The organism is Streptomyces sp. GbtcB7 (assembly GCF_019091445.1).
In the GTDB taxonomy this organism is placed as follows: Bacteria; Actinomycetota; Actinomycetes; order Streptomycetales; family Streptomycetaceae; genus Streptomyces; species Streptomyces mirabilis.
Genome location: NZ_JAGXJM010000024.1, coordinates 176350 through 189343 on the forward strand (window position 1 = coordinate 176350; position 12994 = coordinate 189343).

General features: G+C 72.2%; 15 protein-coding genes. 2 read left to right on the forward strand and 13 right to left on the reverse strand.

Annotated features, from left to right (window positions below):
- Position 1: 1 nt before the first annotated feature.
- On the forward strand, positions 2-832 hold the full coding sequence (locus KVT44_RS34295) for a CoA ester lyase (protein WP_143657033.1): 831 nt from the start codon (positions 2-4) through the stop codon (positions 830-832).
- 56 nt (positions 833-888) lie between these two features.
- Here the strand turns inward: KVT44_RS34295 and lgt are convergent, their stop codons facing one another.
- From lgt to hisI, 11 genes are all read right to left on the reverse strand, one after another.
- Positions 889-2019 (reverse strand): prolipoprotein diacylglyceryl transferase, encoded by a 1131-nt coding sequence (lgt, locus tag KVT44_RS34300; RefSeq protein WP_217571214.1) that lies wholly within the window; start codon positions 2017-2019, stop codon positions 889-891.
- 203 nt (positions 2020-2222) lie between these two features.
- Entirely contained in the window at positions 2223-2999 is a 777-nt protein-coding gene (locus tag KVT44_RS34305; protein ID WP_190170198.1) for a thioredoxin domain-containing protein, read from the reverse strand.
- 117 nt (positions 3000-3116) lie between these two features.
- Positions 3117-3932 (reverse strand): tryptophan synthase subunit alpha, encoded by an 816-nt coding sequence (trpA, locus tag KVT44_RS34310; RefSeq protein WP_217571216.1) that lies wholly within the window; start codon positions 3930-3932, stop codon positions 3117-3119.
- Positions 3929-5221 (reverse strand): tryptophan synthase subunit beta, encoded by a 1293-nt coding sequence (gene trpB / locus KVT44_RS34315; protein ID WP_217571218.1) that lies wholly within the window; start codon positions 5219-5221, stop codon positions 3929-3931. Before trpB ends, trpA begins: the two co-directional genes overlap by 4 nt.
- Positions 5222-5323: 102 nt before the next feature.
- Positions 5324-5548, reverse strand: a complete 225-nt coding sequence (gene trpM, locus KVT44_RS58550; protein WP_256257959.1) for a tryptophan biosynthesis modulator TrpM — start codon at positions 5546-5548, stop codon at positions 5324-5326.
- A 67-nt stretch (positions 5549-5615) separates the two neighbouring features.
- Positions 5616-6425 carry an indole-3-glycerol phosphate synthase TrpC gene (trpC, locus tag KVT44_RS34320; RefSeq protein ID WP_075026357.1) on the reverse strand — a complete coding sequence of 270 codons (810 nt, stop codon included), beginning with the start codon at positions 6423-6425 and terminating at the stop codon, positions 5616-5618.
- Between the two features lie 158 nt (positions 6426-6583).
- The gene (locus KVT44_RS34325; protein ID WP_217571220.1) at positions 6584-7036 is read right to left on the reverse strand and encodes a DUF2752 domain-containing protein; all 453 of its coding nucleotides are present in this window, start codon (positions 7034-7036) and stop codon (positions 6584-6586) included.
- Between the two features lie 114 nt (positions 7037-7150).
- Positions 7151-7402: an HGxxPAAW family protein gene (locus tag KVT44_RS34330; RefSeq protein ID WP_217571222.1), complete on the reverse strand. Its 252-nt coding sequence runs from the start codon at positions 7400-7402 to the stop codon at positions 7151-7153.
- Positions 7403-7593: 191 nt separating this feature from the next.
- Positions 7594-8247, reverse strand: a complete 654-nt coding sequence (locus tag KVT44_RS34335) for a TIGR02234 family membrane protein (RefSeq protein ID WP_179436605.1) — start codon at positions 8245-8247, stop codon at positions 7594-7596.
- Positions 8248-8343: 96 nt separating this feature from the next.
- Positions 8344-9822, reverse strand: coding sequence for an anthranilate synthase component I (locus KVT44_RS34340; RefSeq protein WP_095855186.1), 1479 nt, complete (start codon positions 9820-9822; stop codon positions 8344-8346).
- An 11-nt stretch (positions 9823-9833) separates the two neighbouring features.
- Positions 9834-10259 (reverse strand): phosphoribosyl-AMP cyclohydrolase, encoded by a 426-nt coding sequence (gene hisI, locus KVT44_RS34345; RefSeq protein WP_054231580.1) that lies wholly within the window; start codon positions 10257-10259, stop codon positions 9834-9836.
- A gap of 120 nt (positions 10260-10379) precedes the next feature.
- On the opposite strand from hisI, the gene KVT44_RS34350 reads away from it, so the two are divergent.
- Positions 10380-11015, forward strand: a complete 636-nt coding sequence (locus tag KVT44_RS34350; RefSeq protein WP_060902101.1) for a TIGR03085 family metal-binding protein — start codon at positions 10380-10382, stop codon at positions 11013-11015.
- A gap of 9 nt (positions 11016-11024) precedes the next feature.
- On the opposite strand, the gene KVT44_RS34355 is transcribed toward KVT44_RS34350, so the two are convergent.
- Both KVT44_RS34355 and KVT44_RS34360 read right to left on the reverse strand, forming a co-directional pair.
- Positions 11025-12272, reverse strand: a complete 1248-nt coding sequence (locus tag KVT44_RS34355; RefSeq protein ID WP_308314187.1) for an MFS transporter — start codon at positions 12270-12272, stop codon at positions 11025-11027.
- 14 nt (positions 12273-12286) lie between these two features.
- On the reverse strand, positions 12287-12877 hold the full coding sequence (locus KVT44_RS34360; RefSeq protein WP_099940880.1) for a transcriptional regulator: 591 nt from the start codon (positions 12875-12877) through the stop codon (positions 12287-12289).
- Positions 12878-12994 lie beyond the last annotated feature (117 nt).

The following is a 12994-nucleotide window of genomic DNA, read 5'->3' on the forward strand; positions in this document are numbered from 1 at the left end:
GATCCCGGCCCTCCCGCTCACCTGGCTCTACGCCCCCGGAGACCACCCGGAAGTGGTGGCCAAGGCCCTCGTCTCCGGCGCGGACGTCGTCCTGATCGACCTGGAGGACGCGGTCGCCCCGCACCGCAAGAAGTACGCCCGCGCCGCCACCGCCGAGTTGCTCTCGGACCCTCCCCCGGTCCCGGTCCACGTCCGCGTGAACGCGCTGGACGGTCCCTTCGCCGAGGCCGACCTGAGGACGCTCGCCCCGCTCCCCGGCCTCTCCGGCCTCCGGCTGCCCAAGGTGACCTCCCCGGCCGATGTCGTCCGGGTCGCGGAACACTCGGCCCCCTCCGAGGGAGGCGCGATCCCCCTGTACGCCCTCCTGGAAACCGCCCTCGGTGTCGAACACGCCTTCGCCATCGCCGCGGCCCACCCGGCGGTGCGCGGCATCGGGCTGGGGGAGGCGGATCTACGGGCCGACCTGGGCGTACGGGAGGACGCGGGCCTGGACTGGGCCCGCGCCCGGATCGTGGTCGCCGCCCGGGCCGCCGGCCTCGCGCCGCCCACGCAGTCGATCTACCCGGACATCCGGGACCTCGAAGGCCTCGCCGCCTCCTGCGCCCACGGGCGCACCCTGGGCTTCCTCGGCCGCGCGGCCATCCACCCCCGCCAGCTCCCGGTGATCGAACACGCCTATCTCCCGACCCCTGCCGAGGTCGAGACCGCCGAGCTCATCGTCAAGGCCGCCGCCACCGAGCCGGGCGCCCAGGCCCTGCCCGACGGCCGCTTCGTGGACGCGGCGGTCGTGGCGGGCGCCCGCCGCACGCTGGCGCTCTCCCGCCGGAAATGAGCGATGGGGGCGCCGCGTCCTCGGACGCGGCGCCCCCATCGACGTACTGGAGGAACTCAGACCTTCTTGGCCGACTCGGCCTCGCCCCGCGCCGCCTCCACGGACTCCTCGGGCTCCACGAGCTCCTCGGATTCCGCGGATTCCGCGGGCTCCTCGGATTCCGCGGGCTCCACGGACTCCTTGGACTGCGCGGGTTCGTCGGACTCGGTGTCCGTCTTCGCGTCGGGCTTCTTGCCGTCGGACTTCTTGCCGTCGGACTTCTTGCCGTCGGACTTCTCGTCGGTCGTCTCGTCGGCCTCGTCGTCAGCCTTGTTGTCGGCCTTGCTGTCGGCCTTCTTGTCGAGGGCGACCGCATCCCCGTCGGGCGTGTCCCCGTCCGGCTCGACGACCTCCTCGCGTCCCGGCCGCAGCCGCGCCGACACCACGAAGTAGGTCACCGCGAGGAGGAAGACCACCATCGCGGTCCAGTCGTTGAGACGCAGGCCCAGGATGTGGTGGGCGTCGTCGACGCGCATGTACTCGATCCAGCCGCGGCCGACGCAGTACGCGGCGACGTACAGCGCGAACGCCCGCCCGTGGCCCAGCGTGAAGCGGCGGTCCGCCCAGATGACGAGGAAGCCGACGCCAACGCACCACAGGGACTCGTACAGGAACGTCGGGTGGTAGTACCCCGGCACGCGCCCGTCCGTGGAGGACGTGATGTGCAGCGCCCACGGCACGTCCGTCGCCTTGCCGTACAGCTCCTGGTTGAACCAGTTGCCCCAGCGCCCGATGGCCTGGGCGAAGACGATGCCGGGGGCGAGGGCGTCGGCCCAGGCGGGGAGCGGGATGCCGCGTCGGCGGCAGCCGATCCAGGCGCCCACCGCACCGAGCGCGATCGCGCCCCAGATGCCGAGGCCGCCCTGCCACACCTTGAAGGCGTCCACCCAGTCACGGCCGTCGCTGAAGTACAGCTCGTAGTCCGTGATCACGTGGTAGAGCCGGCCTCCGACAAGGCCGAACGGGACGGCCCACACCGCGATGTCGGCCACCGTGCCGGGCCGCCCACCCCGGGCGATCCAGCGTTTGTTGCCGAGCCAGACGGCTACGAAGACGCCGATGATGATGCAGAACGCGTAGCCGCGCAGCGGGATGGGGCCGAGGTGCACCACACCGTGCGACGGGCTGGGAATGTAGGCGATATCCATGGCAGGGTCGACGCTACCCTGCCGGACCGGACCCACGGCAAGCAGCCCGGCTACGGGTCCATAACAGGGGCCCTGAACCGAGGCCGTGACACAGGCCGTGACAAGGACCGTGACAGAGGCCACAACTCGGGTCAGGACGTGAGCAACGACATGAGTCGCCCCCGGCCCGTGTCCGGGCCGGGGGCGCAGGGCCGACGCGGGGCTCAGGCCTTGTTCTCCGCCTCCACCATCTGCTTGAGCTTCGCGGGGGTCATCGTCTGGTCCCCGTAGATGCTCTTGCCGTCCAGCAGCACGGTCGGCGTGCCCCGGAAACCGCCGCTCTGGAAGGCCGCGTTCGACTTCACGACCCAGCTGTTGTGCGTGCCGTCCTTGACGCACTTCTGGAAGGCGGGGGTGTCCAGGCCGTCGACCTTGCCCGCCAGCTCGATGAGCTTGCTGTCGTTCGAGAAGTCGTCGGTGGCCTCGTCGGGCTGGTTCTCGTACAGCACGTCGTGATACGCCGTGAACTTTCCGGCGTCCTGGGCGCAGGCCGCGGCGTTGGCCGCGTGCCGGGAGCCGCTGCCTCCCCTGCCGTCGTCGATGAGCGTGACCAGGTGGTACTCGACCCTGAGCTTTCCGGCGTCCACCAGCTCGTGGATCGTCGGGCGATACCTCGTCTCGAAGGCCTGGCAGGCCGGGCAGCGGAAGTCCTCCCAGACCGTGAGGGCCGACTTGGCGCCGTCCTTGCCGACGGGGATCGCGAGGCCGTCCTTGCCGGTCGCGCCCGAGGGCGACACGGCCGGGCCCGACGCGGCGTTCTTCTTGTCCTTGCCCGCGTTGGCGGCCAGGACACCCACCACCGCGGCAAGGGCCAGGACGCACACCACCGACGCGCCCACGATCAGCGCCCGGCGGCGCCTGTCCGCGGACTTCTGCTTCTCTCGCTCGACCGCCATCCGCTCGCGGGCGGTGCGCTTTCCGTCACGGTTCTTCTCGCTCACAACCGGCAGAACGAACCGGGGAGGCGCAGCGCGCCTCCCCGGTCCCAGGTCCACCCGTTCGAGTGAGCGGATTGTCCGTTACGTACGCAACAGGACGCGTACGCGGCGGAAGGTGTCTCAGGCCGCGCCGCGCACGCCCTTCGCCAGATCGCCCGCGAGGGCGCGGACCGCGTCGAGGCCCGCGGCCTCGTCCGGCGCGTCCAGCATCCGCTTGACGAAGGCCGAGCCGACGATCACACCGTCGGCGAAGCCGGCCACCTCGGCCGCCTGGGTGGCGTTGGAGACACCCAGGCCGACGCAGACCGGCAGCTCGGTGGTGGCCTTGGTGCGCCGCACCAGGTCCTGGGCCTGGGCCCCCACGGACTCCCGCGTGCCCGTGACGCCCATCAGCGAGGCCGCGTACACGAAGCCGCTGCCCGCCGCCGTGATCTCCGCGAGCCGGGCGTCCTTGCTGCTGGGCGCGACGACGAAGACGGTCGCGAGACCGTGCTTCTGCGCGTGCTCACGCCACAGCGCCGACTCCTGGACGGGCAGGTCGGGCAGGATGCAGCCCGCGCCGCCCGCCTCCGCCAGTTCGGCGGTGAAGCGCTCGACGCCGTAGCGGTCGATGGGGTTCCAGTACGTCATGACGAGCACCGGCTTCCCGGTGGCCCCGTGCGCCTCACGGACCGTGCGCATGACGTCGGCGATCTTGACGCCGCCCTTGAGGGCGATGTCGTCGGCGGTCTGGATGACGGGCCCGTCGAGAACGGGGTCGCTGTGCGGCAGACCGATCTCGACGATGTCCGCGCCGCCCTCGAAGACGGCCTTGACGGCCGCGATCCCGCCGTCGACCGTCGGGAACCCGGCCGGCAGGTACGCGATGAGCGCGGAGCGCCCCTCCGCCTTCGCGGCGGCGAGGGTGTCGCTCAACAGCTGGATGTTGCCGCTCACTTGGCGTCCCCCTCGATCTCGGCGGTGTCACTGCCGGCGTCCGGCTCGACGACGGCGTCGGCGGCGGTGTCGTACAGGCCGAAGTAGCGGGCGGCCGTGTCCATGTCCTTGTCGCCGCGCCCGGACAGGTTGACGATGATCAGCCCGTCCTTGCCCAGCTCCTTGCCGACCTCCAGGGCCCCGGCGAGCGCGTGGGCGCTCTCGATCGCCGGGATGATGCCCTCGGTGCGGGAGAGCAGGCGCAGGGCCTGCATGGCCGCGTCGTCGGTGACCGCGCGGTACTCGCCGCGGCCGCTGTCCTTGAGGTAGGAGTGCTCGGGTCCGATGCCCGGGTAGTCGAGGCCCGCCGAGATGGAGTAGGGCTCGGTGATCTGCCCTTCCTCGTCCTGGAGGACGTACGACCGCGACCCGTGCAGGATGCCGGGTTCACCGGCGGTCAGGGTCGCGGCGTGCTCCCCGGTCTCCACGCCGTGTCCGGCGGGCTCGCAGCCGATGAGGCGTACGTCCGCGTCCGGGATGAAGGCGTGGAAGAGGCCGATGGCGTTGGAGCCGCCGCCGACGCAGGCGATGGCCGCGTCGGGGAGCCGTCCGGCGCGCTCCAGGATCTGCCGCCGGGCCTCGACGCCGATGACCCGGTGGAAGTCGCGGACCATGGCGGGGAAGGGGTGCGGCCCCGCGACGGTCCCGAAGAGGTAGTGCGTGTGGTCGACGTTGGCGACCCAGTCCCGGAAGGCCTCGTTGATGGCGTCCTTGAGGGTGCGGGAGCCGGACTTCACGGCGATGACCTCGGCGCCGAGCATGCGCATGCGGGCCACGTTGAGTGCCTGCCGCTGGGTGTCGATCTCACCCATGTAGATCGTGCACTCGAGGCCGAAGAGCGCGCAGGCGGTGGCGGTCGCCACGCCGTGCTGACCGGCGCCGGTCTCGGCGATGACGCGGGTCTTGCCCATCCGCTTGGTGAGGAGGGCCTGACCGAGCACGTTGTTGATCTTGTGGGACCCGGTGTGGTTGAGGTCCTCGCGCTTGAGGAAGACGCGCGCGCCACCGGCGTGTTCGGCGAAGCGGGACACCTCGGTGAGTGGGCTCGGGCGCCCGGTGTAGTGGACGAGCAGGTCGTCGAGCTCGCGGGCGAACTCGGGGTCCGCCTTCGCCTTGTCGTACTCGACGGCGACCTCGTCCACGGCGGCGACCAGCGCCTCCGGGATGAACTTGCCGCCGAACGCGCCGAAGTACCCCTCGGCGGTGGGAACTTGACCCTCGGGGTCGGGAATGAAGAACTCGCTGGGCATGCGGATACCTCGCAGGGGCGACAGCCCCGGTTACAGGTCGGACAGGGGTCACGTCGGTCGCGCACGCACAGGTCGCCCCGAGGACACCCGGAGTCGGAGCCGTCAGCTCACCGCGGGGTGCGGCGGGCCTGGAACGGCGCCTGATACGCGTGCGCCGGCGGGCCATCGCATGCCGTTGACCTGGCCCGGTTCGTCACCGATGACATACCGCACGCGGCGCCCGTGGACGCGGCGGGCCGGTGCCCGGCAGCCGCGCGGCCGACAGCCGCGGGCGAGGCGGGCGTAGGGGTCGCGCGCCCCGGCGGCAGCCGCCCGCACGCACGCCACTCCCCCGTCGGGGCGTGGGCCCGGACGGGTGACGGCGGTGGCGTGGGGCGCGCTGTGCACCGGAGTGTCAGCTCCGTCCGTGGCGCAGCGCGGGGTGGGCCCCGGCCGCGACGAGGTCGGCGACCGCCGTCTTCGGGTCGCGGCCGGTGACGAGGGACTCGCCCACCAGGACCGCGTCGGCGCCGGCGTTGGCGTACGCGATGAGGTCGTGCGGCCCGCGGACGCCGGACTCGGCGACCTTGACGAGGCCGGACGGGATCTCGGGGGCGACCCGCTCGAAGGTGGTGCGGTCCACCTTGAGGGTCTTGAGGTTGCGCGCGTTGACGCCGATGACCTTCGCCCCGGCGTCCACCGCCCGCTCGACCTCGTCCTCGTCGTGCACCTCGACGAGCGGCGTGAGCCCGATGGACTCGGCGCGCTCGATGAGGGACTCCAGGGCGGCCTGGTCGAGGGCGGCCACGATCAGCAGCGCGAGGTCGGCGCCGTACGCGCGGGCCTCCCACAGCTGGTACGACGTGACGATGAAGTCCTTGCGGAGCACGGGGATGTCGACCCGGGCGCGGACGGCCTCCAGGTCGGCCAGCGAACCGCCGAAGCGGCGCTGCTCGGTCAGGACCGAGATGACGGCCGCGCCGCCCGCCTCGTAGTCCGCGGCCAGGGCCGCGGGGTCGGCGATCGCGGCGAGCGCGCCCTTGGACGGGCTGGAGCGCTTGACCTCACAGATGACCTTGACGCCGTCGCCACGCAGGGCGGCCACGCCGTCCTTGGCCGCGGGAGCCTTCGCCGCGCGCTCCTTGAGCTCGTCGAGGCTGACGCGCGCCTGCCGCTCCGCGAGGTCGGCACGGACTCCGTCGATGATCTCGTCGAGCACACTCACGCGAGCGGCCCCCTTCCCTGACGGTGAACGGTTGAGCCTGTCGACCCCGGACCGCCGTCGCGACGGTCATGATGGGTCACTCCGATGGTATCCGGAGGAAGGCCTAGGCTTCACATCCGGTTGACGCCGGTCCCACTACCTGGACGTTTGCCATTTGATCAAGGGTGCAGCCAGCCACCGAAGGACAGGTTCCGGACAACGGTGAAGACCAGGAGCAACACGCCCGCACTCCACAGGTGCACGGGCCCCAGGTCGATCCGCAGCGGCCGTCCGCGTGCCGAGCGGACCGCCCAGACGGTCCACACCACCGCGAAGACGAAGTAGCCCGTGAAGGCGAGCGCGTTGTCCGTGAAAGCCGCCGCGAAGTCCCCGTGCGCGAAGGCGTGCGCGCTGCGCAGACCGCCGCAGCCGGGGCAGTACAGGCCCGTGTAGCGCAGCAGCGGGCAGACGGGGTAGTGCCCGGGCTGGTTGGGGTCCACGGCCCCGACGTACGCGAAGGCGCCGGCGACGGCCGCGAGCGCCCCCGCGGGGACGGCGAGCCGCCGCGGCACGACCCGCTCAGCAGGTCGGGGCCGCGTCACCCTCCGGGTTTCGGCGTTCACCCGTCGCATTCTGCCCGTCCCGGGCGTGGCGCGCTCGTCGCGGGTGCGGCGCGCCCGGGGCGGACGCGCGAGAGGCGGTCCCGGCGGGAGTGCCGGGACCGCCTCTCGAGAAGCCCTGGGGGGTCAGCTCTCGGCGCCGACGGCCTCGCGGACCGGGTGCGCGGCGGCCGGGGCCGCGCTCCTCTTCGGCTGGCCGAGGCCCGCCGCGCGCATGGCCATGCCGACGACACCGCCGAGGATGACGATGACCATGCCGGCCCAGAAGCCCAGCGGGTTGGCCATCACCATGAAGGCACCCGCGACGCAGAAACCGATGAAGGCGATGATGACACCGGTCCAGGCGGCCGGGGTGTGACCGTGGCTGCTGCCCGCCATGACTTGCTCCTCGTTGCTGATTACGTGTGTGAGTCGGACGCTCATCGTCCATTCTCCCGTACGCACGCCTGCGGCGGGAGCGCGGGGTGGCGACTGGCACGTCACATTCTGCACGTCACGACCAAGGTCCCGGGCCGTAGGGCCCGCCCGGTCTGCCCGATTCCGGTCCTGGGCCTCGGCCGATTCCGGTCCTAGGTCCCGGCCGGATCCGGCCCCGTCGGGTCCTCGCCCCGGTCGAGCGCCTTCCAGATGTCCTCGGGCCGGTCGGGGTCGACCGGCTTGGCCTTGCGCGGCCGGGGCGTCCCGTCGCGCTCGTAGCGGCCGGACATCGCGGGCCACAGCCGTCCGTAGCGCAGCGCGAGCAGCCCCGCGAGGAGGATGAGCGCGCCGCCCGCCGCGGCCGCGTAGGGCCAGGCGGTGTGGCTGAGGGCGCTCGCGGTGGCGGCGGTGTCGCCGGAGGCGGCCGCGGCCTTCTCGTCGAGGGCGGAGCTGTCGCTCGCGCCGAGCACCGCCGCCACGACCGTGCCCGCGCCGGAGAGCGCGAGCAGGGCGGAGACGAGGAAGCGCCCGGAGCTGCGGACGGCGAAGACGGCGACGAGTGCGGCGAGGCCCACTATGGCGAGCGCCGCGGGCACGCCCGTGACGTCGCTGCCCTTGGCGGTCAGCGGGAAGGCGCCGCCGGCCACCGTCGCGGTGCCCTCCGACCAGCTCTGCCGGGTGGAGAGCAGCGCCACGGCCGCGCCGAGGGCGCCGCTGAGCAGGGCGACGGCGAGGCTTCGGCGGCCGGACCGGGCGGGTCCCGCGGCTTCGGATCGGGGGGAAGGTACAGCTGTCACGTAGTCCACTATCGCCTGAACCCCGGGCGAACCGTCACCCGGGGTTCACGTGACCCTCGTCCTATCGCCCGAACTCGTACGGCAGAACCCGGATTCCGCCGCCTGCTACCGGCCGAGCCGGTTGGCGGTGTGCACCGCGCGCAGGACCGCGGCGGCCTTGTTGCGGCACTCGTCGTCCTCGGCGACGGGGTCCGAGTCGGCGACGATGCCGGCGCCCGCCTGGACGTACGCGGTGCCGTCGCGCAGCAGGGCCGTACGGATGGCGATGGCGGTGTCGGAGTCGCCGGCGAAGTCGAGGTAGCCGACGCAGCCGCCGTACAGCCCCCGCCGGGACGGTTCGAGTTCGTCGATGATCTGCATCGCGCGCGGCTTGGGGGCACCGGAGAGGGTGCCGGCCGGGAAGCAGGCGGTGAGCACGTCGAAGGCCGTACGGCCCGCCGCGACGCGTCCGGTCACGGTGGACACGATGTGCATCACGTGCGAGTAGCGCTCGATGGACATGAAGTCGACGACTTCTACGGAGCCGGGCTCGCAGACCCGCCCCAGGTCGTTGCGCCCCAGGTCGACGAGCATCAGGTGCTCGGCACGCTCCTTGGGGTCGGCGATCAGCTCGTCGGCGAGGGCCTGGTCCTCCTGGACGGTGGCGCCGCGCGGCCGGGTGCCCGCGATGGGGTGCACCATCGCCTGCCCGTCCTCGACCTTGACCAGGGCCTCGGGGGACGAGCCGACGACGTCGAAGCCGTCGAAGCGGAAGAGGTACATGTACGGGGAGGGATTGGTCGCCCTCAGTACGCGATAGACGTCCAACGCGCTTGCCGTGCACGGCGTTTCGAAGCGCTGGGAGGGGACGACCTGGAAGGCCTCGCCCGCCCGGATGCGCTCCTTGATGTCCTCGACGGCGTCCTGGAAGTCCGGGCCGCCCCACAGGGCGGTGTACTCGGGCAGCTCGGAGGGCGGGAGCGCGGCGGGCGGCTGGGAGACCGCGCGGGAGAGGTCGGCCTCCATGGCGTCGAGGCGGGCGACCGCGTCCGCGTAGGCCTCGTCGACGCCCGTGTCGAGGTCGTTGTGGTTGATCGCGTTGGCGATCAGCTGGACCGAGCCGTCCCAGTGGTCCATGACGGCGAGGTCGCTGGTGAGCAGCATGGTCAGCTCGGGGAGCTTCAGATCGTCCCGCTCGCCGGGGCCGATCTTCTCCAGGCGGCGCACGATGTCGTAGCCGAGGTAGCCGACCATGCCGCCGGTGAACGGGGGCAGGCCCTCTCCGTGCGGTGTGTGCAGGGCCTCGATGGTGGCGCGCAGGGCGGCCAGCGGGTCCCCGTCGACGGGGACGCCGACGGGCGGGGTGCCGAGCCAGTGGGCCTGCCCGTCGCGCTCGGTCAGGGTGGCTTGGCTGCGGACGCCGATGAAGGAGTACCTGGACCACGAGCGGCCGTTCTCGGCGGATTCCAGGAGGAAGGTGCCGGGGCGCTCGGCGGCCAGCTTGCGGTAGAGCGCGACCGGCGTGTCGCCGTCGGCGAGGAGCTTGCGGCTGACGGGGATGACACGGCGGTCGGTGGCCAGCTTGCGGAACGTCTCGAGGTCCATGGCGGCTGACCTTACTGATCCAGTGACGGTACGCCGGAATCGGCGCCCTGGGTGTCCACGGGGGCCGCCTCCTTGAGCAGCACGTCCTCGTCGAAGCAGGTACGGGCGCCCGTGTGGCAGGCGGCGCCCACCTGGTCGACCTGGACCAGGATCGTGTCGGCGTCGCAGTCCAGGGCCACGGACTTCACCCACTGGAAGTGGCCGGAGGTGTCGCCCTTCACCCAGTACTCCCGGCGGCTGCGCGACCAGTACGTGCAGCGGCCCGTGGTGAGCGTGCGGTGCAGCGCCTCGTCGTCCATCCAGCCGAGCATCAGCACCTCACCGGTGTCGTACTGCTGGGCGATGGCGGGGACGAGTCCGTCGGCGCTGCGCTTGAGGCGCGCGGCGATCTCGGGATCCAGGCCGCTCGGGCTGCTGGGCGGGGGCGTGCTGGTCATGCCGACCATTGTGCCGCGCCCGTGGGACGCACCCGCCAGTTGTCCACAGGCCGGACCGTGCGCCCCCTGAACGCCGATGTCCACTGGGCGGGCTCCTGGGGCGGTCGTAGGCTTGCTGGCATGTCGACCCATGCCAAGCGTGAACGACTTCTCCTCGCCGACCTGTTGGAGGCCGAGGGCCCGGACGCCCCGACCCTGTGCGAGGGCTGGAACACCCGTGATCTCGCCGCGCACGTGGTGGTGCGCGAGCGCCGCGCGGACGCCGCGGGCGGGCTGCTGCTCAAACAGCTCGCGCCGCGTCTGGAGCGGGTGCAGGCGGAGTTCGCCGAGAAGCCGTACGAGGAGCTGATCCAGCTGATCCGTACGGGCCCGCCGCGCTTCTCGCCCTTCGCGCTGAAGCAGATCGACGAGGCGTCGAACACGGTCGAGTTCTACGTCCACACCGAGGACGTGCGGCGGGCCCAGCCTGACTGGACGCCGCGCCCGCTGGACCCGGTCTTCCAGGACGCCCTGTGGTCCCGCCTGGAGCGCACCGCCCGTCTCGCCGGCCGTGGCGCGCCGACCGGCCTGGTGCTGCGCCGCCCGGACGGCCAGACGGCGGTCGCCCACCGGGGCACCCCGGTCGTGACGGTGACCGGCGAGCCCTCGGAGCTGCTGATGTTCGCCCTCGGCCGGCAGAAGACGGCCGACGTGGAGCTGGAGGGCGACAAGGACGCGATCGCGAAGCTGAGCGAGACGAAGCAGTTGGGTCTCTGAGCGGGCTTCTCAGCGGGGCAGTTCGGCGCGGCGCAGGTCGCGGACGCACAGCGCGAGGACCCCGCCGAGGCCGCAGACCGCGGCGCTGGCCACGAAAACCGGTCCGGTGCCCCACCAGCCGATCGCGGCGGCGGCCACCGGCATGCTCAGCGGGGCGAGACCGAGGCTGACGAGGCCGGCGACGGCGGTGACGCGGCCCAGGTAGGCGGGGTCCGCATGGGTCTGCAGCAGGGCGCCGCACAAGGCACCGCTGAGCCCCGCGAGCAACCCCACGAGCAGGGCGACGCCGACAGCCGCGGCGACACTCGGTGCGTAGGCGAGCGCGCCGATCGCGACCGAGCCCCCCAGGATCGCCACCCCGGCCAGACGTCCCGCGTGCGGCAGGTGCCCGCGCACGGTCAGCAGGAGCGCGGCGGCCCCTGCGCCGGTCCCGAACCCGGCGACCACCCAGCCCATCCCGGCGGCGCCCCAGCCGCGCTGGTCGGCCAGCAGGGTCAGGCCCACGTTGAGCGGCCCGACGAAGCCGAAGTCACCGAGGGCGATGGCGGCGATGAGCGGGGCGAGGACGCGGTGTCGCCTGATGTAGCCGAGGCCGTCACGGAGGTCCCGCCAAGGGGTGCGCTCCGCGGCCTTGTCGTCGGCGGGCAGTTCCCTCATCCGTACGGAGATCAGCAGCGGCACGGACACGGCGATCAGCATGCCCGCCAGGCCGAACGCCGCCGCCGAGCCGCCGAGCGCCACAGCGAGGCCGCCGAGCGGCGCCCCGACGACATTGGCGAAGCGGATCGCGAGGCCCCGCATGCCCTGGACGCGGGCGAGCTGCCCGTGGCTGGTGACGCGGGCCGGGAGTGCGCCCACGGCGGGCATGAAGACGGCGTCGACGGTGCCGAAGACGACGGCGAGCAGTGCCAGCAGCCACAGCCCGGGGCCGGCCGCGAACAGCAGAGCGGCCACCGCGAGGACGGCCGCGCAGCGCACGGCGTCGCTGCCGATGACGACCTTCCGCGGCCCGAACCGGTCGGCGACCACTCCTCCGCCCAGCATCAGCAGGGCCCGCGGCACGGCGCTCACGGCCATCACGAGCCCGGCCTGCGAGGGCGTTCCGGCCTGGACGGCGGCCCAGGACAGCGCGAGGTAGTAGACGTTGTCGCCGATCATCGACGAGGTGTAGGCGCCGAGCCAGCGCAGCACGTTGCCGTCGCGGTGGGCCGGACGGTCGGTGTCTGCGGGAGCGGAGCCTATGACGGTCGCGGTCACTGAAGTACGTCCTCTCAAGGGCGGAACGGGAAGCCGTACACATGCAGCGCCACGTTCTCGCGGCCTTCTGTGGCACCGGCCGCCTCGTCGGCGCGGCCCTTCTCGTCGTACTTCTTGATGAGAGCGATCAGCTCCGCGCCAAGCTCGGACAGTTCTGTCGCCGTCAGTCGCAGGAGGGACTCGCTGTCCGGAGCGGCGGTGTTCCACTCCGGGGCCCAGGCGGGACGCTCGTCCAGGTAGCGCCGGTACATGTCGCTGCGCTGCTCGTGGAAGAGCCGGGTGGCCGCCAGATGCGCGGCCCTCTTCTCGGGCGCGTCCCGGAAGTCCTCGTCGTGGATGCTCACGCCTTCCGAAGCAGGCTGCCACCAGCGCTCGCGGCCGTCCTCGCTGCGGGGCTCGGCCTCCTCGATCAGCCCGTACTCGGCGAGCTTGCGCAGGTGGTAGCTGACCAACGAGGGGGCTTCGTCGACCTGCTCGGCCAGCTGGGACGCGGTCGCGGTCCTGGCCACATACAGGGCCCGGTACAGCTTCATCCGCAGCGGATGGGCTATCGCCTTGAGCGTGCCCATGTCCGCGATGCGGCGGAGGTTCTCCTTTTCTGCCATGAGTTCACCGTAAATACGAAAGAAAAATTGCACAACAGATTTTGCGCAACTTATCTTTCGCATCTGTCCACAAGCGAGCCCCGGCCACCCAGTGACCGGGGCTCAGCGCACTGCGTG

What these genes read in the sequence shown, in the direction of transcription:
- KVT44_RS34360 (WP_099940880.1), bottom strand. Translation starts at nt 12,877, where the DNA reads ATGGCAGAAAAGGAGAACCTCCGCCGCATCGCGGACATGGGCACGCTC.
- lgt (WP_217571214.1), bottom strand. Translation starts at nt 2,019, where the DNA reads ATGGATATCGCCTACATTCCCAGCCCGTCGCACGGTGTGGTGCACCTC.
- KVT44_RS34330 (WP_217571222.1), bottom strand. Translation starts at nt 7,402, where the DNA reads ATGGCGGGCAGCAGCCACGGTCACACCCCGGCCGCCTGGACCGGTGTC.
- KVT44_RS34325 (WP_217571220.1), bottom strand. Translation starts at nt 7,036, where the DNA reads ATGCGACGGGTGAACGCCGAAACCCGGAGGGTGACGCGGCCCCGACCT.
- trpB (WP_217571218.1), bottom strand. Translation starts at nt 5,221, where the DNA reads ATGCCCAGCGAGTTCTTCATTCCCGACCCCGAGGGTCAAGTTCCCACC.
- KVT44_RS34340 (WP_095855186.1), bottom strand. Translation starts at nt 9,822, where the DNA reads ATGGACCTCGAGACGTTCCGCAAGCTGGCCACCGACCGCCGTGTCATC.
- KVT44_RS34350 (WP_060902101.1), top strand. Translation starts at nt 10,380, where the DNA reads ATGTCGACCCATGCCAAGCGTGAACGACTTCTCCTCGCCGACCTGTTG.
- hisI (WP_054231580.1), bottom strand. Translation starts at nt 10,259, where the DNA reads ATGACCAGCACGCCCCCGCCCAGCAGCCCGAGCGGCCTGGATCCCGAG.